We start from the raw sequence: 19,709 nt of genomic DNA, 5'->3' as shown, positions 1-19,709 counted from the left end.
TGGAGGTCGCACCGTGAACACCCCGCCCCCGTTGCACGAGATCATGAACGAGGAGTGGGCCCGTGCCTTGCAGCCCGTGGAGCCGCAGATCCGGGCCGTGGGCGAGTTCCTGCGCGCCGAACACGCCGAGGGCCACCACACCCTGCCCGCTGGGGACCACATCTTCCGCGCGCTTCGCGAGCCGATGTCCGCGGTCAAGGTGTTGATCGTGGGCCAGGACCCCTACCCCACCCCGGGCCACGCGATGGGCCTCTCGTTCTCGGTGGCCCCGGACGTGCGCCCGATCCCGCGGTCCCTGCAGAACATCTACAAGGAACTGCACTCCGATCTGGGGATCACGCCGCCCGCGCACGGGGACCTGTCCTCGTGGGCCGAGCAGGGCGTCATGCTGCTCAACAGGGTCCTCACGGTGCGCGCGGGCTCCCCCGCGTCCCACCGGGGCAAGGGCTGGGAAGCGGTCACGGAGTGCGCGATCCGCGCGCTCGGGGCGCGCGAGCAACCCCTCGTCGGCATCCTGTGGGGTCGCGACGCCCGCGGCACCAAGAACTGGCTGGGTGGGGCGCCCACCGTGGAATCGGTGCACCCGTCCCCGTTGTCCGCGTCCCGGGGGTTCTTCGGTTCCCGCCCGTTCTCCCGCGCCAACGAGCTGCTGCAACAACAGGGCGCCCAGCCCGTCTCGTGGGAACTGCCCGCGTAGCAGCACCTACGCTGGACGCATGGCACAAACTCCGGCGCGACCCCGCAAACCCCAGCTCAACCTCACGGTTACGGACCGGATTCAGCTCTCCCCGGGCATGGTGCGCGTGGTGTGCAGGATCGAGAACGCCGAGCAGTTCCAGGACATGGAGGCGCCGGAGAAGTACGTCAAGCTCGTCTTCTTCTCCGCAGCCACGCTCGCGGCGACCGCGCCCGGCGCGTTCCCCGACTACTGGGCCGCGCGCGAAAACGCCGCACCCCAGGACCAGCCCGTCACGCGGCACATGACCCTGCGCCACACGGAACCCGACGCCGAGACCGTATGGATCGACGTCGCCCTGCACGGCACCGAAGGCTATGCGGGGCCGTGGGCGGATGCCGCGTCCCCCGGCGACCGGATCGTGGCGCTCGGCCCGGGCGGCAAGTGGCTCCCGGATCCGGCCGCCGCGTGGAGCGTCTTCGCTGGCGACGACGCCGCCGTCCCCGCCGTGCTCGCGAACCTCGAGGCGCTGCCCGCCTCGGCGCGCGGAGAAGCCTTCCTGGAGGTCGAGGACGCCTCCCACGAACTCGACCTCACCGACCTCGCGATCCCCGAGGGCGTCCGGGTGCGCTGGGTGCACCGCGCCGCTCAGCGGGACGGTGAGCGCGCCCTCGTGACGGGACTCGCGAACGCCGCGTGGCCCGAGGACACCGCGGGGGTGCAGGCGTTCGTGCACGGCGAGCGCGAGGCCATGAAGGCTGCCCGGAAGGAACTGCTCGACGTCCGCGGGCTCGAGCGTTCGCAGGTATCCCTGTCCGGGTACTGGGCGGCCGGGCGGGCCGAGGAGACGTTCCAGGCGGAGAAGAAGCTGCCCGTGGGCAAGATCCTCTGACCGGTCAGCGGCGGCGGTTGCGCCGCTGGGAGAGGTACTGCATCCGCTCGATGAACGGGCGCATGAGGTACTTGGCGAGCACCACGCCCGCCGCGAGCAGCACGATGGACACCATGGCGTTGACGAGTCCCGTGATGCCGTCCCCCGTGGTCTCGTTCTCCACGGTGATCGCGTACATTCCGCGGAACAGGCTCAACCCGGGCAGCAGGTAGGTCATCGCGGGGATCGCGAGGATCGCCTGCGGGATCTTGGCCCTCGCCGCGAGCAGCGCGGCCACGCAACCGCTCGCCACAGCCCCCATGCCCGTGGCCAATCGTGTGCTGGGATCGAAGCTACCGATGCCGTGGTAAAAACCGAGGCCCACGAGGGCCGCGGCTACGGCGGGCAGCAGGTGACGCGGCTTCGCCTGCATGGTGATCGCGATCAGAGCGGTGGAGATCAGCATGAACACCGTGTTGGTCATGGCTGCCGCGGGTGTGAACCCGGACTGGGAAACGTCAATCCGTGGGACCCCCAGGTGCGCCGACAAGGTGATCCCCAGGGCGATCCCGGCCACGATCCCCAGGAACGCCATGGCGGTGGACAGTAGTCGTCCGGCCGCGGTCACGGGAAAACCGTTGATCGCGTCCTGCATCGTGGAGACCATGCGGGTGGTGGGCAACAACATGATGATCCCACCGGCGATGACCCTGGGCGGGGACACCTCGACCCCCACCGCCGAGATCAACAGGGCACCGAGCGTGACCACCAGGGCGTTGGCCGCGAGGGAGAAGAACTCCGGGATCCGCCACGCCCCCAGTTTCGCCGTGACGGACTGCACCACCACGGAGGAGACCACGGCCACGAGCGCACCGGCCGGGCTGCCGCCGATCGCCAGCGTGATGGTCCCCGCCGCGATCACCGTGGCGAGCCACACGACCCACTTGGGGTAGGGCTTGGGCCGGGCGTTGATCCGGGCGAGCTCCCGTTCGGCGTCCCGCAGGGGCGTGTTGCCCTCGATGATCCGGGTCACGAGCTGATGGGAGTCCGCGAGACCCGAGTAGTTGTCGGTCCACGAACGCACCACGCGCATCACGGTGTGGCTCGAGGTCGAAGAATCGCCCCACGGGTCCTGGCCGGTGCGCGGCGCGGAGCTCCCGCGCTGCTCCCCCGTGGTCCCGGGTGTGCCCGCCAGGGCGGTCGCGGGGTGGGCGGAGGAACCGGTGTCCTCGGTGACCCGCCGCAGGGCCTCGCCGGCGGCGGTGAGTTTGCCCGTGGCCGTGGTCTCCGCGACGTAGTTGATGGTCACCGACTGGTTGGTGATGTCCACGTCCAGGTTCTCCACCCCGTACGTGGCGCACACCGCGATGATCGCGTTCTCCACGTCCAGCGCGTCCGCGCCGTAGTGGAACATGGTCTCGGCCAGGCGCAGCGCGAAGTTCAGGGTGCGCCGGGCCTGGCGGTCCGTGCTGTCCCCGAACTTGCGCAGGTGCTGGAACGGTGTGGCGGTGAGCCGGTCCACCACACGCATGGGCGCGGTGGGCGCGGCGTCCCCCTGCACGAGGGAGCGCAACAGTGCCTTGGGTGCCCGCGACGGTTTGACCCGGGTGGCCGGGTACACGCCCCGCGAGATCGCGGTGGTCGCGGGCGCCGGCTCGTGCGCCACGGTTTCCGGGCGCTCCACGGGTGAGCTCGCGGGGGCGGTGCCACGCCGGGACGGGCTGCCGATGGGTTCGGTCAATGCCGCGGGAACCGCCGCCCGGTGCCCCTGGCCCGCGCGGTCGGCGGCGATCTGGCCCGGTGTGAGGACGGGCAGGGAGGAGACCTGCGGCGTTCCGGTGCCGTTCGCGGGACCGTGCCCGGCGCTGCGGGGACGGACGCCGGGGACCCGCAGCTGCGACGTCGTCCGGGTGTCGGTGTGCACGGGCGCGCTACGCAGTTCCGCCCGGGCGGCCTGTTCCTCGGTGGGGCGCGGTGCGTAACGCGTACGACGCCGCGGACTCGTGTGCTGCACGGCGTCGCGCAGCGCGGTGTCCCCGGCGGGACCGAACGGTTCACCGTCCACCGCGTACGGGCCCGTGCTCTCACCCGAGGACGGGTAGCCCTGGCGCGCCAGACGCGTCAATTGCTCGCTCACGCTCACGTGGGATCACCCTTCCCTGCCGCCGCAGGCACTGTTCGACTCCTGTGTGCTGGGGTGCCGGCCCACACGCATCCGCTCGCGCGCCCGTGCTCGCCCACGTCCTCGCGCCTGCGGGCGAGCGGGGGCCGGGTGGAGGGGCCGCGGCCGCCGATCAGTAGAAGGGCTGACCCGTGCGGCGCACCCACAACTGGCGCTGTACCTTCTCCGCCACGTTGTTCCACACAGCATATTTCGCGCGGCTGAGTGGCTGATCCCAAACGCCCACGTAATCCACGACAGTCTTGGTGAAGCTCGTCTTGAACAACCCCAGACCGTAGTAGGGGTGCTCCTTGTTCTTGAGCTGGTCGGAGGGCGGGGTCCCGCAGAAGTCGTACTGGGTGATCTCGTGGTCCTGCTTCAGGTCCGTAATGGCGCTCCACTGCACGAGGTGCGAGTCCCCGTACTGCTTGCGCCGCGGCTTGGAACCGCCGTCCTTGTAGGTGCCCTTGCGCCCGTAGGAGATCACGTAGGCACCCACCGAGGGCTTGCCGTCCTCGTACGTGAAGTAGAGCCGGCCCTGACCGCGATCGGCGAAATTGTTCCAGAACGCCCGGTAGTACTCGTAGGAACGCAGGGTCACCTTGGCGTGACCCTGACCCACGGAATCCATGAGCGCGTACATCGCGCGCATGTTCTCCTCCGTGAGCGGGACCTGGTCCACCTCGCAGCCCTCGCGGGTCGCACGGCGCACCGCGTTGCGACCCCGCGAGTGCAGGGACTTGAGCAGGGCCTTCTCGTCCATGTGCGTGTCCAGCACGGCGGTGGAGTCATTGGGCTGAATCTCGAAGGACTTCACGAGTCCACTGCGCGCCATCACGCCCGCGGCGTAGTCGGAGGCCACGATCTCGGGTTCGTACTTGATCGCGAACACGCCGCGCGCGGGACCCGCCACGAAGCGCTCGTTGGCCGCCACGATGCCGGGGATGTCGTCCACGCTCGCCACGTCCGGGCCCTTGATCATGTACCACAGCCTGCCCAGGGCGGGCACGGACTTCTCGAGCACCAGGTTGTAACTGGGCTGCGAACCGTCCGTGGGTTCGTACACCACGTACTGCGGCTTCCACCCGTGGTCCTTCTTGACCAGCGCGAACGCCTCCGACTGCAACAGGTTGCCGCCCGAGGGGTTGGCCGTGACGTGGGAGTCCCACTCGGCGATTTCCTGATCGGTGGCAAAACGTGCCGTGAATTCTCGCAAGGCTCTCTCAATCCTGTACAGGGGGGCACTGACGACGTGAGGCGGTGCCGCGCTGTCGCGGCACCGCCTCACATGGTATCCCTCGGGCTCAGGCGAGCCCGGGGTTGCGGGTGCGTGAGTCGTCGGAGGGGTCCACGTGATCGGAGTCCGGGGACGGGTCGCTCGTCGTGTGCTGGGCACCGGCCGCGTTGCCAGGCTGCCCCTCGGGACGCCGGCTCGTGCCCGCGGTGGACTGCCCGGGGTTCGCCTCGGAGGCCTGCCCCGCGGACGGCCCGCTCGTGCGCGGCGTGGCGGACTCGGTACCGCGCTCGCCGCCGCGGGCACCGGACAGCGCCGGCTCGCGATCGTCCGCCGGCATGACGTCGCCGGGTTCCAGCGGGCTGCGGCCCTTGAACACGTACTTGCCCGGGTGACCCGGGGTGAACTTGTCCGGATCGGCGTAATCCCAGTCCTCACCCCAACCGCCTTCGACGCCCTCGAACAGCTCGCCCGGCGTGAGCCAGCGGTAAAGGGTCTCGTACGAGATGCTCTGGGTGGCCGTGACCTTGCGGCGCAGCATCTGACGCGTGAGCTCCTCGGGGTGCTCGCAGCCCATGGTGGAGATGATCTGGCCCGCTTCCTCCACGGTCAGGCGGTGGTAACGCTCCACGCGGTCACCCTTGTCCTCGATGTCGAGGGCCTTGTAGAGCTTGGGGTTCTGCGTGGTCACGCCCACGGGGCACTTGTTGGTGTGGCACGCCTGAGCCTGGATGCAGCCCACGGCCATCATCATGGCGCGCGCGCTCATGCAGAAGTCAGCACCCTGGATGATGTGGCGCACGATGTCGTGGCCCGAGGTGATCTTCCCGGCGGCGCCGATCTTGATCCGGTCCCGCAGTCCCGCACCCACGAGCGCGTTGTGCACCAGGATCAGACCCTCCACGAGCGGGGTGCCCACGTGGTCCTGGTACTCGAGCGGTGCGGCGCCGGTGCCGCCCTCGGAACCGTCCACGATGATGAAGTCCGGGGTGACCTTCTCCTCGATCATGGCCTTGCAGATGGCCAGGAACTCCACGCGCGAGCCCACGCACAGCTTGAAGCCGATCGGCTTGCCGTTGGACAGTTCCCGCAGATGGGCCACGAACTGGATCAGACCGCGCGGCGTGGTGAACGCCGAGTGGCTGGCCGGGGAGATGCAGGTCTGGCCCACGGGGACCATGCGCGCCTCCGCGATCTCCTCGGTCACCTTGGAGCCCGGCAGCACGCCGCCCAGGCCCGGCTTGGCGCCCTGGGAGAGCTTGATGTTGATGGCCTTGACCTGCGGCAGGTTGGACTTCTTGCGAAAGGCCTCCGGGTCGAAGTTGCCGTTCTCGTCACGCGTGCCGAAGTACCCGGAACCGAACTCCCAAATAATGTCGGCGTCGTGGGCGAGGTGGTACTTGGTCAGCCCGCCCTCACCGGTCTCCTGCGCGAACCCGCCCATGGCCGCGCCCTTGTTCATGGCGAGCACGGCGTTCTTGGACAGGGAGCCGAAGCTCATGGAGGAGATGTTCAGCAGCGAGGCGTCGTACGGCTGCTTGCAGTCCGGCCCGCCCAGGCGCACGCGGTGCTCGCTCTCCGGAGCCGCCTTGGGCGCCACGGACTGGACGAAATACTCGTAGCCCGGTTCGTTCACGTTGAGCTCGGTGCCGAACGCCTTGTCGCCCTTGAAGCCCTTGGCCCGCGAGTACACGAGCGAGCGCTGGTCACGGTTGAACGGCTTGCCGTCGTAGTTGCGCTCGATGAAGTACTGCTGGATCTCGGGGCGGATCTTCTCCATGAAGAACCGCGCGTGCCCGAGCACGGGGAAGTTGCGCAGGATCGAATGCCTGCGCTGCGTCGCATCGCGGATGCCCACGAGCAACAGCAGGAAGAAGATGACTGCGAGGATCCACCATCCCCAGGGACCGAAGACCGCTGCGAGAACCGTGGCAATCGTGGCCACGACCAGACCGGTCAGAATGAGAAACCGCACCATGCGATTCACCGTACTCCTCGCCCTGGGCCCCGACCCCGGTCACCGGAATGAGACGATCACCCCCCGGGAAAGCGCCGACGCCGGGTGCCCACACAGGGGCGCCCGGCGTCGGCGGTGGTGAGGATCACTCGGCGTCGAGGTCCGTCTCGATGATCGAGGCGAGGTGCTCGAGGGCTTCCTCGGCGCCGTCGCCGTCGGCCGCGAGGACCACCTTGTCCCCGTGGGCCGCGCCCAGGGACATCAGGGACAGCACAGAGGACGCGTCCATGCCCTCCTCGGCGTCCTCGCCCTCGGCGCGGATGGTGATCTCCAGGTTCTCGTACTCGCCGGCGGCCTCCGCGAAGATCGCGGCGGGCCGGGCGTGCAGCCCCACACGGGAGGCCACGGTGGCAATGCGTTCTGACATGTCAGCTCCTTGCTGGGTCGGTTCGGGTGACGCTGGTTCGGGCGGGGTCACAGCCCCAGTTCGTGCAGCACGGGCAACTGTGCCCGCACGGCTTCCTTGGCCTCGCGCGCGCTCGTGGCGGACACGGCGAGTGCGGCCAGCCGCTCGGCCTGGGCGGTGTCCACGCGGGCGAGCACGGCGGCGACGGCGGCGAGCGAGCGCGCGCTCATGGACAGGGTGTCCACCCCGAGCCCCACGAGCACCACGGCGAGCGCGGGGTCCGCGGCGGCCTCGCCGCACACGCCCACGTTCTTGTGTTCACCGGACGCGTCAGACGCCGCTCGCGCACCCGCCGCGGTGCGCTCGATCATGCGCAGCACGGCCGGTTGCCACGGGGAGTTCAACTCGGCGAGTGCACCCAGCATGCGGTCCGCGGCCATCGTGTACTGGGTGAGGTCGTTGGTCCCGAGCGACACGAAGTCCACGCGCTCGAGGATCTGCTCGGCGGTGATGGCCGCGGCGGGTGTCTCGACCATGACGCCGGTGACCTGCAGCCCCTCGGCGCTCGCGAGTTCGTGGAACCGGGCGGCCTCCTCCGCGGTGGCGATCATGGGTGCCATGACCCACACGTGCGCACCGGTCTCCCGGGCCGCCGCCGCGATCGCCTCGAGCTGGCGCTGCAGCACGCCCGGGGTGGTCCAGTCGGTGCGGTAGCCGCGCACACCGAGCGCGGGATTGGGCTCGGTGGTGTCCGTGAGGAAGGGCAGGGGCTTGTCCGCCCCGGCGTCGAGCGTACGCACGACCACCTTCTTGCCCTCGAACGCCGCGAAGATCTCGGCGTACGCCTGGGTCTGTTCGGCCACGGTGGGTTCGCTGTCCCGGCCCAGGAAGCAGAACTCGGTGCGCAACAACCCCACGCCCTCGGCGCCGGCCTCGGCAGCCGCGCGGGCGTCGTCGCCGGTGCCCACGTTGGCGAGCAGCGGGACCTCGGTGCCGTCCGCGAGCGCGCCCCGGCCGTCGAAGGACGCGAGTTGCGCGGCCGCGCGCTGCCACGCGGTCACTGCCTCGCGTTCGTGCTCTGCCGGTGCCGCGACGACGGCGCCCTCGGCACCGTCCACGAACACGGGCGTCCCCGCGGGGACCTCGAGGATCCCCTCGACGGCCACGGCGGCCGGCAGCCCGAGGTTGCGCGCGAGGATCGCCGTGTGGGACTGGGGTCCGCCGGAGGCTGTCACCAGCGCCACGACGACGTCCGGATCCAGCACCGCGGTGTCCGCCGGTGCGAGGTCCTCGGCCGCGAGCACGAACGGCTCCTTGCGCTGGGGCACACCCGGGGCGTCTTCCCCGCGCAGTCGGGCGACGATGCGCGCGCGGACGTCCTCGATGTCCGCGGCACGTTCGGCCATGTAGCCGCCCATGGCCCGCATCTGGTCCGCGTACGCCGTGGCAGCCTGCCACAGCGCCCGCTCGGGGCTGAGCTGCTGATCGGTCACGAGCTTGCCCGCGTTCTTGATCAGGGCCTTGTCCCCCGCCATGAGGGACGTGGCCTTGAGTACCTCCGCCGCGGATTCCGAGCGCGCCCGAGCGGCCCTTTCCTTGAGCTCGGCCTTGACCTCGAGCGCCGCTGCCTTGAGGCGGTCGATCGCGGCCTCGGCGTCCCCGGTGAGCGGCTCACCCTCGGGCGGCTCGCTCACGGCGGGTGCCATGTGCACCACGGGGGCGATCACACGCCCGGGGCTGACCCCCACACCGCGCAGTTCCACGCGCTGCTGTGCGGCACCGGTCACGTCGTTGTCAGTCATGATGTCTCACACTTCCACGGTTTGTTGTGTCTGCGGAACCCCGGGGACCTCGCCCACGTGCTTCTTCACGTTGCCAATGCGCTTGAAGAGGGTGACCAGCACGGCGGTGACCACGGTGCCCGCCAGGATGGCGGCCACGAAGCCCCAGCGTCCGTCCACGACCGGCAGGATCCAGATCCCACCGTGCGGGGCAGCCGAGGTCACGCCCCACGCCATCGTCAGGGCACCGGTGATCACGCCACCGGCCATGGAGGCGGGGATCACGCGCAGCGGATCGGCCGCGGCGAACGGGATGGCACCCTCGGAGATGAAGGACGCGCCGAGCAGCCACGAGGTCTTGCCGTTCTCACGCTCCGCGGCGCTGAAGTACTTGCGGCCCAGCACGGTGGAGGCGAGCGCCATCCCGAGCGGGGGCACCATGCCCGCGGCGATCACGGTGGCCATGATCTCCTGCGGCGCCGTGTTGGTCACGGTCGCGGCACCCAGTCCGGCCACGGCGAAGGAATAGGCCACCTTGTTGATAGGACCGCCCAGGTCCGAGCACATCATCAGACCAAGCACGGCACCCAGGGTCACGGCCGAGGCACCGCTCATCCCGGCGAGCAGGCTCGTGAGCCACGTCATGAACGCGGCGATGGGCCCGCCGATCAGCAGGAACAGCAACCCGCCGGCGAACAGCGTGGCGAGCAGCGGGATGATGACCACGGGCATGAGTGATCCGAGCCAGCGGGGCAGTCGGGGCAGCGTCAGCCAGTACGCGCAGATGCCAGCCAGCAGACCGCCCACGATGCCGCCGATGAACCCGGCGCCCATGAAGTTGGCCACGAGACCGGCCGCGAAGCCGGGGGCGATGCCCGGACGGTCCGCGAGCCCGTAGGCGATGTAGCCCGCGAGCGCGGGGACCAACAGGCTGATCGCCAGGTTGCCGGTCTTGAACAGCACGGCACCCAGGTACATGGCCAGGGACACGTCCCCCAGGTTGCCCAGGGTGGTGGTGGCCAGGATGTCGTCGGCCTGCTGGGCCACGAGCACCGGGTCCGCGATCATGAACGCGATCGCCATGAGCAGACCGCCCGCGGCCACGAACGGGATCATGTAGCTGACACCCGTCATCACGGCCTTGCGGATCCGCGTGCCCCACCCCTCGCTGCCGGTCACGGCGGCGGAGATCTCACCGCCGTCGCCCGTGACCTTGGGCGCCTGGGGATCGTCCGCGGCCTCGAGGGCCTCCTGGATCATCTCGCGGGGTTCGTCGATCCCGCGCTTGACCGCGGACGCGATGTACGGCAGACCCGCGAACCGCGAGCGCTCCCGCACGTCCACGTCGGTCGCGAAGATCACGGCCTCCGCCTGACCGATCACGGCCGGGTCCAGACGCGTGGCGCCCGAGGAGCCCTGGGTCTCGACCTGCAGGTCCACCCCCATTTCCTGGGCGGTGTTGGCCAGGGCGTCCGCGGCCATGTAGGTATGGGCGATGCCGGTGGGGCACGCCGTGACGGCCACGAGCCTGCGCGGACCCCGGGCGCCCGCGTCATCGGGCGCCGTCGACGTCGCGGATTCGGTCAGCGGCGCGTGCGTTCCGGTGGGTGCCTGCGTCCCGGCATTCGACGCCGCGGTCGCACCGCTCGCACCAGCTACGGCTGCGCCGGCAGCGGCACCGCCGGTTCCCGTGGCAGCGGACCCGTCGGCACCGGTCGCGGCGGGACCGGTCGCGGCGGGACCGGTCGCGGCGGAGGATCCCGCGGCCGCGGTTCCGGTCGCCGCGGTGGGTGCCGCAGCGGCGTCGTCCGGCTGCGGAGCGAGACCGAGGGCCGTGTCCACGATGTCCACGACCTCCTCCGGCGACTGCGCTGCGCGCAGGGACGCCACGAAGGGCTTCTTCATGAGGGAACGTGCGAGCTTGGACAGCAGCTTGAGGTGCTCCTGGTCCGCGCCGGCCGGTGCGGCGATGAAGAAGACGATGTCCGCCGGTCCGTCCTTGGCCCCGAAGTCCACGGCGGGGGCGAGCCGCGCCATGACCAGCGTGGCCTGCGTGACGGCCTCGGACCGGCAGTGCGGGATGCCGATCCCGCCCGGGATCCCGGTGGCGTTCTTGGCCTCCCGGGCCAGGGCGTCCGCGGCGAGGGAAGCCGCGGTGCTCGCGCGGCCCTCCCGGTGGACGGTGGCCGCGAGTGCACGGATCACACTCTCCGTGGACTCGCCCAGGTCCCGGTCCAACAGGACCAGGCCGGGATTGATCAGATCTGACATGTCGGTGCTCCTTGGCTACGGGGCGGTGGGTGGATCAGGTCCGGGGCTGCGTCTCGCGGGGCGCGGCCGGGGTCGGTGGGTTCGGCGTCGGGACGTCCGGTGTCGCGGCGCCTTGCCGTGCGGACGTCAGCTGCGTGACCCGCACGGCGTCGGGCGTGGTCTGCGCGACCGTGGGCATCTGCGTCCCGGGCAGGGCGGCGGCGGCGGAGCCGTGGGCCACGGCCCGGCGCAGGCGTTCGGCCGGCGCCTCCCCGCGCTGGGCGGCCACGAGGTACCCGGTCAGGGCGCTGTCGCCAGCGCCCACGGTCGAGCGCACCGTGACGGGTTCGTGCACGGCGTGCCACGCGCCCTCGGGCGTCACGAGCACGGCACCGTTGCCGCCCAGAGTGCACAGCACGGCCCCCACGCCGCGGGCCACGAGCTCCCGCCCGGCATCCGCTGCGGCGCGCGGATCGGCCTCGAGCGCATCGCCGTCGGTGCGGCCCAGCAGCTCCGCGAGTTCGTGGCCGTTGGGTTTGATCACGTCCGGCAGGACGGTGACACCCGGGGCGAGAGCCGCGCGCAGCACGTCCCCGGAGGTGTCCAGCGCGAACGACGGCGCGGCCGCACCGAGCGCGCCGCTCACGCGGGCGGCCAGCACGGCGTAGATGTCCGGGGCGGGCCCGGGCGGCACGGACCCCGCGAACACGAGCCACTGCGCACCCGCGCCGCGGGAGACGATCCGTTCCACGATCCGGTCCACGGTGTGCTCGTCCAGCGGGGGGCCGGGCTCGTTGATCTTGGTCGTGGTCCCGTCCGGTTCGGTCACGGTGATGTTGGATCGCACGGGCGCACCGATGGACACGCTGTCGTAGCGCACCCCCGCGGCGTCGAGCGCGGTGAACAGCGGATCGGTGCCGTCCCCCGGGACCACGGCCACAGTGTCCACACCGCTCGCGGCCAGCGCGCGCGAGATGTTCACACCCTTACCCCCGGGGTCCTGGCGGGTGTCGCTCGCGCGCTGCACGCGACCGCGGGCCAGCGGGCCGGGCAGGTCCACGGTGCGGTCCACGGAGGGGTTGAGGGTCACGGTGATGATCATGCGAGAACCACTTCCACGTCGGCGTCTTCGAGGGCTTGGGCCAGCTCCCCCACGGGAGCGCGGTCGGTGATGAAGGTGTCGATCTGTTCGAGCGAGCAGAAGCGCGTGAGGGTCTCCTGGTCCTGCTTGCTCGCGTCGCACAGGACGACGACGCGGCGCGCGGCCCGCACGATCGTCGCCTTGACCACGGCCTCGATGGGGTCCGGGGTGGACAGCCCGAAGGAGGCGTGGGCGCCGTTGCAGCCCACGAACGCGAGGTCCGGGCGCAACTGGTCGTAGTGCTGGGCGGCCCGCGAGCCGGTGGCCGCCCACGTGAGTTTGCGGATCCGCCCACCCACGAGCTCGAGCCCCACACCCTCGGCGTCCGCGAGTTTCGCCGCGATGTGCAGGGCGTGGGTGATGATCAGCTGTTCCTGCCCGCCGGGCAGGTGGTTGTCCCGGGCCAGCAACAGGTCCGCGAGCGCCTCGACCGTGGTGCCGGCATCCAGGACCACGGCACCGGCCTCGGCATGTTCGAGTACCTCGAGGGCTTTGCGGGCGATGGCCCGTTTCTCATCGGCCGCGAGGCGCGATCGGGAGTCCATCCCCTGTTCCCCGCTCGTCGACTGGTCCACGGACACGGCACCGCCGTGCACACGGCGCAGGTTCCCCTGGGACTCGAGCACGGCGAGATCCCGGCGGATCGTCTCCATGGTCACACCGAACCGTTTCGCCAGTTCCGCACCGTTGACACGGCGCTCGTGGCTCACGGTGCGTGTGATCTCCTCGTGGCGTTCTGCAGCGAACATCTTCACCTCACGGACCGGGGTGTCGGCGGTGAAACCCCTGTGTGATGTGAGCTTATGTCTGTTTATGTGGTTTTGCTAGCCCTAACCCACATTTCCCACGCCCATGACGAGCAGGACCACGTTCAGCACCACCACGATCGCGGCGCTCACCCACCCGATGGCCGCGAGCACCGGGCCGTTGCGGAAGCGACCCATGAGGGAGGCCCTGCCCGTGGCGCGCACCAGGGGGATGAGCGCGAACGCGATCCCGAAGCTCAGCACCACTTGACTCCCGACCAAGGCTGCAGTGGGTTCCGCGCCGAGCGCCAGGATCACGACGGCGGGGATCACCGTGATCAGCCGCCGCGCGAGCAGCGGGATGCGCCACCGCAACAGACCCGCCGTGACCACGTCCCCCGCGTAGGCACCCACTGCGGTGGAGGCGAGCCCGGAGGCCAGCAACCCCAGGGAGAAGACGACCCCCACGGTGGGCCCGAGCGCGTCGGAGATCGCGTGCTGCGCACCCTCGATCGTGTCCGTGCCCTCCACGCCGTAGAGGTTCCTGGCCGCGAGCAGGAGCATCCCTATGTTCACCGCACCGGCCACCACGAGTGCCAGCACCACGTCCACGCGGGTCGCGCGCAGGAGTTGGGAGACGCGCTCGGGGGCGTGGCCCATGCCGTGACGGTCCCGACTCAGTGCGGAGTGGATGTAGATCGCGTGGGGCATCACGGTGGCACCCAGCATCCCCGCCGCGATCACCAAGGACTCGAAGCCCTCCAGCCGCGGTACCAGGCCGTCGAGCACACCCCGCGGATCGGGCGGGCCCACCACGAGTCCCCCGAGAAACCCCACCGTGATGATCCCGAGCATCCCCAGGATCACGGTCTCGAACACGCGCTGACCGCGGTGGTTCTGGAGCGCGAGCACGAGCATGGACAGCGCGGCCACGATCACCCCGCCCAGGGGCAACGGGATGCCGAACAGCAACCACAATGCGAGCGCCCCGCCGATCACCTCGGCGACGTCCGTGGCGATCGCCATGAGCTGGGCCTGGGCCCAGTAGAGCACCCGGGTACCGGGCGGCAGCGAACCGCCTAGGACCTGCGGCAGGGACAGCCCCGTCACGATCCCGAGCTTGGCGGAGAGGTACTGGATGACCATGGCCATGAGGTTGGCGAGCACGAGCACCCATACGAGCAGGTAGCCATGCCCCGCACCCGCGCTCACGTTCGCGGCCACGTTGCCGGGGTCCACGTACGCGATCGCGGCCACGAACGCCGGCCCGAGTGCGGCGATGGTCCCGTGCGACGACGCCCGCGCCGTCGTAGCCCCCGCACCGGTCGCGTCCTGCGGCGCTGGATTGCCCGACGTCATGGTGGCCTCCTGCTCATGTCCACCGTCCCGCGCACCGCGTGGAACGGCAAGTTTCGGTGCACCGAAACTTTAGCGCGTGACGCCCGGATAGCCCGGGGTGCCCCGGTCCGTTCAGCGTGTCCCGGCCCGCGCGTATATTGGGCGCGTATTCGGCTCCCTCCGTGCTCGACGTCAGGATCGACCGTCATGCTGCTGAGTTTGTTACGCACTTTCACGCGCCCCTACGTCCCATGGGTCGTGGGCGTTCTCGTGTTCCAACTGGCGGCCACGATCGCCACGCTCTACCTCCCGAGCCTCAACGCCCGGATCATCGACAACGGTGTGGCCCGCGGGGACACCGACTACATCTGGCGCGCCGGCGCCGTGATGCTGGCCGTGGCGTCCGCCCAGGTGATCGCTGCCGTCGTGGCCGTGTGGTGCGGTGCCCGCACGGCGATCGGTGTGGGCCGGGACCTGCGCCGGGACGTCTACCGCCGGGTCGGGCAGTTCAGCGCGCGCGAGGTCGGGACGTTCGGGGCGCCGTCGCTGATCACGCGCACCACCAACGACGTCCAGCAGATCCAGATGCTCACCCTCATGGGCCTGAACTTCATGGTCATGGCGCCCATCATGTGCGTGGGCGGGATCGTCATGGCCCTGCGGGAGGACCCGGGGCTGTCGTGGCTCGTGTGGGTGTCCATCCCTGTAATGGGGGTGCTGCTGGGCCTCGTGGTCTCCCGATTGATGCCGTGGTTCCGGATCATGCAGGAACGCATCGACGGGATCAACGGGGTGCTGCGCGAACAGATCACCGGGATCCGGGTGATCCGCGCCTTCGTCAAGGAGCCGTTCGAGACCGCGCGTTTTCGCAGCGCGAACCAGGACCTCACGGACATCTCCCTGCGCATCGGGGCGCTGTTCGTGCTGATGTTCCCCGTGATCAACATGGTTATGCACCTGGCCACCGCGGCCGTGCTGTGGTTCGGCGGCCACCGCGTGGACCAGGGCCAGATCCAGGTCGGGGCGCTGACCGCCTTCCTGCAGTACATGCTACAGATCCTCATGGCCGTGATGCTGGCCACGTTCATGTTCATGATGGTCCCGCGCGCGGTCGTGTGCGCCGAGCGGATCGGGGAGGTGCTCGACACCCGCCCCACCATGCACCCGCCGCAGCGACCGGCCGTAGCACCGCGCCCGGTGGGCCACGTCCGGTTCGAGGACGTCACGTTCCAGTACCCCGGCGCGGAGGACCCCGTGCTGTCCGGGATCGACTTCGCGGCGGAACCGGGACGCACCGTGGCCGTGGTCGGGGCCACGGGTTCCGGGAAGAGCACACTTATTAGCCTGATCCCCCGCTTGCTCGATCCCGTGACCGGCCGTGTGCTGCTGGACGGGGTGGATCTGCGCGACTACGCCCCGGACGACCTCGCGGGCCGGGTGGGCCTGGTCCCGCAGCGGCCGTTCCTGTTCTCCGGGACCGTGGCGTCCAACCTGCGCTTCGGCCGCGCGGACGCCACCGACGACGAGTTGTGGGAGGCCCTGCGCGTGGCCCAGGCGGACGACTTCGTCCGCGAGATGCCCGAGGGTCTGGACGCCCCCGTGTCCCAGGGTGGGACCAACGTGTCCGGGGGTCAGCGCCAGCGGCTCAGCATCGCCCGCGCCCTCGTGGCCCGCCCCCGGGTCTACGTCTTCGACGACTCGTTCTCGGCACTCGACGTCGCCACGGACGCCCGGTTGCGCGCCGCCCTGCGCCCCGTGACCCGGCACGCCACCGTAATCACGGTGGCCCAGCGCGTCTCCACCATCACGGACGCGGACCTCATCCTGGTCCTCGAGCACGGCCGGATCATCGCGCGCGGCACCCACGAGGAGCTCGTGGCCGCGAGTGAGACCTACCGGGAGATCGTCACGTCACAGCTCTCGGCCGAACAGACCACGGGAGGCGAACGGTGAGCGAGACACAGGAACCGGCCCGGAAGCCGCAGCGCTTCTGGGCCTCAGCCGGGCGACTCGTAAAGCTCATGGCCCCGCACAAGGCGGCGCTCGCCGTCGTCGTCGCGGCCGTCGTGCTGTCCGTGGTGCTCACGGTGTGGGCCCCGCGCGTGCTGGGACGCGCCATGGACGTGATCTTCGCCGGCGTCGTCGGCAGATCCCTGCCAGCGGGCGCGAGCCAGCAACAGGTCGAGGCCGGGCTGCGTGCGCAGGGCCAGGACACGCTCGCGGACATGATGTCCGCCATGACGCTCGTCCCGGGACAGGGCGTGGACTTCACCCGACTAGGCACCCTCATCCTCGTGGTGCTCGGCATGTACACCGTGGCCTCGGTGCTCATGTGGTTGCAGGGCTACGTGCTCAACCGCGTGGTCATGCGGGTCGTGTACGACCTGCGCGAGGAGATCGAGCGCAAGGTCAACGCCCTGCCCCTGAGCTACTTCGACGCGCGCCAGCGCGGGGACGTGATGTCCCGCGTGACCAACGACGTGGACAACATCCAGACGGCGCTGCAACAGACCTTCGCGCAGCTCGTGCAGAACGTGCTGACCGTGCTCGGCATCATGGTCATGATGTTCATCGTCTCGTGGCAGTTGGCGCTCGTCGCGCTCGTGGCTCTGCCGTTGTCCGCCGTGGCGGCGGGGGTCATCGGCACCCGCTCCCAGCGGTTGTTCAAACAGCAATGGCACGCCACGGGTCAGCTCAACGGGCACATCGAGGAATCCTTCTCGGGCCACGAGCTCGTGCACGCGTACGGCCGACAGCGTCAGATGCAGCAGCAGTTCGACGAGCGCAACGAGGAACTGTACCGGGCGGCGTTCGGGGCGCAGTTCATGTCCGGGACGATCATGCCGGTCATGCAGTTCATCTCGTACCTGTCCTACGTGGGCATCGCCGTGCTGGGCGGGCTGCGCGTGGCCACGGGCCAGCTGACCCTGGGGGACGCCACCGCGTTCATCCAGTACTCCCGGGAATTCACCCAGCCGCTGTCCCAGGTCGCGGGCATGGCCACCCAGTTGCAGTCCGGCATCGCCTCCGCGGAACGCACCTTCGAACTGCTCGACGCCCCCGAACAGGAACCGGAGACGCCCACCGCCCACCTGCCGGGCACGCTGCGCGGTGAGGTGCGCTTCGACCACGTGAACTTCTCCTACGACAAGGCCGCCCTGGCCCGGGGTGCCGAGCCCCTGATCGAGGACATGTGCCTGCACGTGGCTCCGGGGCGCACCGTGGCGATCGTGGGACCCACGGGCGCCGGGAAGACCACGCTCGTGAACCTCATCCTGCGCTTCTACGAGATCGACGCGGGCCGGATCAGCTTGGACGGGATCGACATCCGGGACCTCTCCCGCCACGAACTGCGTTCACAGGTGGGCATGGTGCTCCAGGACGCGTGGTTGTTCAGCGGCACCATCCGGGAGAACATCCGCTACGGCCGTCAGGACGCCACGGACGAGGAGGTACTGGCCGCTGCGCGCGCCACGTACGTGGACCGTTTCGCGCGCGCCCTGCCGGACGGGTACGACACCGTGATCTCCGAGGACGGCTCCTCGGTCTCGGCCGGTGAGAAGCAGCTGATCACGATCGCCCGGGCGTTCCTGGCGCAACCGTCCCTGCTCATCCTGGACGAGGCGACTTCCGCGGTGGACACCCGCACGGAGCTGCTCGTGCAGAAGGCCATGGCCGCGCTGCGGGAGCGCCGCACGTCCTTCGTGATCGCCCACCGGCTCTCCACCATCCGGGACGCGGACACGATCATCGTCATGGAGTCGGGGCGGATCGTGGAGCAGGGTTCCCACGACGAGCTGATCGAGGCGGACGGGGCCTACGCCAACCTCTACAGGGCGCAGTTCAACGCGGCGGACCCCGCCTCGTGAGCGCGCGCGGCGGTGGCAATCACCGCGGCGCCCGTCTACCGTGGACGTGACGGTCCACCCCACAGAATGGATGTTCACGTGACCAACTTCGCCAATGTCGAACGTCGTCATCTTGCCGCGCTGCTGCGCAGGGTGGGGCCGGACGCCCCCACCCTGTGCGAAGACTGGGACGCCCGGGACCTCGCGATCCACCTGATCATCCGTGATTCCCGTCCGGACGCGGTCGCCGGGATGCTCTCCCCCAAGCTGCCCGTGCTCGGGCGCCACGCCAAGTCGGTGGACGCCGACTACCGGGAGATGCCGTGGGAGAAGCTCGTGGACCTCGTGGAGCGCCCCCCGCTCTTCTCCCCGGGTCGCTGGTCCCCGATCGACAAGCGGATGAACACCGGGGAGTTCTTCATCCACCACGAGGACGTCCGCCGCGCGCAGCCTCAGTGGCACGCCCGGCAGTTGCTCAACGACGAGCAGAAAGACCTGTGGAACGTGCTCAAGCTCATGGGCCCGGCACTGCTGCGCAAGAAGTCCGAGTCCGTGGTGCTGCTCGCGGGCGGTTTCGGTGCGGTGCGCGGCGGCAAGAAGTCCGCCCGGCGCGTGGAACTCGTGCGCGGTGAACCGTCCGAGCTGCTCTTGTGGGCCTTTGGCCGCGAGGAGCAGGCGGACGTGGAGAGCACCCAGGAGTAGTACCCGCCATGCAGGAAGAACCGGCCCCGCTCAAGCGGGGCCGGTTCTTCCGTGTTCTTCCGTGTTCGGGCGTTTTCGGGGTCGCCCGGACCGGGCAAGGTGCGTTCAGTCGGCCCGGACTGGCCGGGAACCCAGTTCGGAGTCCAGGCGCAACAGGCCAGGCCCGTCGTTGTGGACCAGGCGCACCTGGTCGCAGATCTCCTCCACGGTGGCCTCCTCCTCGATCTGCTCGCTGATGAACCAGTGCAGCAGGGGCATGGCATCGATATCGCCTTCTTCCTGCGCCAGCCGGTACAGGTTGCGGATCGATTCGGATACCTTGCGCTCGTGCGCGAGCGCGGCCTCGAAGCACCCCAGGACGGATTTGTCGGCGATGTTCGGACCGGCCATATCCCCGATCTGCGGATCACCGCCGCGGTCCACGATGTGGTCGATGAACTTCTCGGCGTGCGTGATCTCCTCGGCCGCCTGGGCGCGGAACCACTGCGAGAAACCGGGCAGACTCGCCACGTCCATCTCAATGGACAACTGGCGGTAGACCACGGTCGCCTGCAGCTCCATGGTGATCTGGTCGTTGAACGCTTCTGCCATTCTTCCC

At 69.9% G+C, this 19,709-nt stretch carries 15 protein-coding genes; 5 read left to right on the top strand and 10 right to left on the bottom strand.

Annotation, left to right across the window (positions count from 1 at the left end):
* Nucleotides 1-13: 13 nt before the first annotated feature.
* Together RF646_RS08230 and RF646_RS08225 are read left to right on the top strand one after the other, a co-directional pair.
* Nucleotides 14-697, top strand: a complete 684-nt coding sequence (locus tag RF646_RS08230; RefSeq protein ID WP_368835698.1) for a uracil-DNA glycosylase — start codon at nucleotides 14-16, stop codon at nucleotides 695-697.
* A 19-nt stretch (nucleotides 698-716) separates the two neighbouring features.
* Entirely contained in the window at nucleotides 717-1,568 is an 852-nt protein-coding gene (locus RF646_RS08225; RefSeq protein ID WP_368835697.1) for a siderophore-interacting protein, read from the top strand.
* Between the two features lie 4 nt (nucleotides 1,569-1,572).
* Here the strand turns inward: RF646_RS08225 and RF646_RS08220 are convergent, their stop codons facing one another.
* The 9 genes from RF646_RS08220 to RF646_RS08180 all read right to left on the bottom strand — a co-directional run bounded on the left by RF646_RS08220 (nucleotide 1,573) and on the right by RF646_RS08180 (nucleotide 14,582).
* Nucleotides 1,573-3,684, bottom strand: a complete 2,112-nt coding sequence (locus RF646_RS08220; RefSeq protein WP_368835696.1) for a threonine/serine exporter family protein — start codon at nucleotides 3,682-3,684, stop codon at nucleotides 1,573-1,575.
* Nucleotides 3,685-3,841: 157 nt separating this feature from the next.
* Nucleotides 3,842-4,924 carry a lipid II:glycine glycyltransferase FemX gene (locus RF646_RS08215; RefSeq protein WP_368835695.1) on the bottom strand — a complete coding sequence of 361 codons (1,083 nt, stop codon included), beginning with the start codon at nucleotides 4,922-4,924 and terminating at the stop codon, nucleotides 3,842-3,844.
* Between the two features lie 88 nt (nucleotides 4,925-5,012).
* A complete protein-coding gene (locus RF646_RS08210; protein WP_064847219.1) occupies nucleotides 5,013-6,920 on the bottom strand; it encodes an FMN-binding glutamate synthase family protein in 1,908 nt (635 codons plus the stop codon).
* Between the two features lie 124 nt (nucleotides 6,921-7,044).
* Nucleotides 7,045-7,326: an HPr family phosphocarrier protein gene (locus tag RF646_RS08205; RefSeq protein WP_035963817.1), complete on the bottom strand. Its 282-nt coding sequence runs from the start codon at nucleotides 7,324-7,326 to the stop codon at nucleotides 7,045-7,047.
* Between the two features lie 47 nt (nucleotides 7,327-7,373).
* The gene (gene ptsP, locus RF646_RS08200) at nucleotides 7,374-9,107 is read right to left on the bottom strand and encodes a phosphoenolpyruvate--protein phosphotransferase (RefSeq protein ID WP_064847220.1); all 1,734 of its coding nucleotides are present in this window, start codon (nucleotides 9,105-9,107) and stop codon (nucleotides 7,374-7,376) included.
* A gap of 6 nt (nucleotides 9,108-9,113) precedes the next feature.
* Nucleotides 9,114-11,357 (bottom strand): fructose-specific PTS transporter subunit EIIC, encoded by a 2,244-nt coding sequence (locus tag RF646_RS08195; protein WP_368835694.1) that lies wholly within the window; start codon nucleotides 11,355-11,357, stop codon nucleotides 9,114-9,116.
* A gap of 34 nt (nucleotides 11,358-11,391) precedes the next feature.
* Nucleotides 11,392-12,438 carry a 1-phosphofructokinase family hexose kinase gene (locus tag RF646_RS08190; RefSeq protein WP_167318784.1) on the bottom strand — a complete coding sequence of 349 codons (1,047 nt, stop codon included), beginning with the start codon at nucleotides 12,436-12,438 and terminating at the stop codon, nucleotides 11,392-11,394.
* Nucleotides 12,435-13,226 carry a DeoR/GlpR family DNA-binding transcription regulator gene (locus tag RF646_RS08185; RefSeq protein ID WP_085107057.1) on the bottom strand — a complete coding sequence of 264 codons (792 nt, stop codon included), beginning with the start codon at nucleotides 13,224-13,226 and terminating at the stop codon, nucleotides 12,435-12,437. Before RF646_RS08185 ends, RF646_RS08190 begins: the two co-directional genes overlap by 4 nt.
* A gap of 81 nt (nucleotides 13,227-13,307) precedes the next feature.
* Complete coding sequence (locus RF646_RS08180) at nucleotides 13,308-14,582, bottom strand: Nramp family divalent metal transporter (RefSeq protein WP_368835693.1); 1,275 nt, start codon at nucleotides 14,580-14,582, stop codon at nucleotides 13,308-13,310.
* A 186-nt stretch (nucleotides 14,583-14,768) separates the two neighbouring features.
* On the opposite strand from RF646_RS08180, the gene RF646_RS08175 reads away from it, so the two are divergent.
* From RF646_RS08175 to RF646_RS08165, 3 genes are all read left to right on the top strand, one after another.
* Nucleotides 14,769-16,514: an ABC transporter ATP-binding protein gene (locus RF646_RS08175; RefSeq protein WP_368835692.1), complete on the top strand. Its 1,746-nt coding sequence runs from the start codon at nucleotides 14,769-14,771 to the stop codon at nucleotides 16,512-16,514.
* Nucleotides 16,511-18,430, top strand: coding sequence for an ABC transporter ATP-binding protein (locus RF646_RS08170; protein ID WP_144998635.1), 1,920 nt, complete (start codon nucleotides 16,511-16,513; stop codon nucleotides 18,428-18,430). The genes RF646_RS08175 and RF646_RS08170 overlap by 4 nt, the downstream gene beginning before the upstream one ends.
* 78 nt (nucleotides 18,431-18,508) lie before the next feature.
* The gene (locus tag RF646_RS08165) at nucleotides 18,509-19,111 is read left to right on the top strand and encodes a TIGR03085 family metal-binding protein (RefSeq protein WP_240918952.1); all 603 of its coding nucleotides are present in this window, start codon (nucleotides 18,509-18,511) and stop codon (nucleotides 19,109-19,111) included.
* Nucleotides 19,112-19,216: 105 nt separating this feature from the next.
* On the opposite strand, the gene RF646_RS08160 is transcribed toward RF646_RS08165, so the two are convergent.
* On the bottom strand, nucleotides 19,217-19,702 hold the full coding sequence (locus RF646_RS08160) for a ferritin (protein ID WP_167318787.1): 486 nt from the start codon (nucleotides 19,700-19,702) through the stop codon (nucleotides 19,217-19,219).
* Between the last annotated feature and the right edge of the window lie 7 nt (nucleotides 19,703-19,709).

Origin of the sequence: Kocuria sp. CPCC 205261 (genome assembly GCF_040981025.1) — a bacterium.
GTDB classification, from domain to species: domain Bacteria; phylum Actinomycetota; class Actinomycetes; order Actinomycetales; family Micrococcaceae; genus Kocuria; species Kocuria marina.
This window is presented reverse-complemented; position numbering and strand designations above follow the sequence as displayed.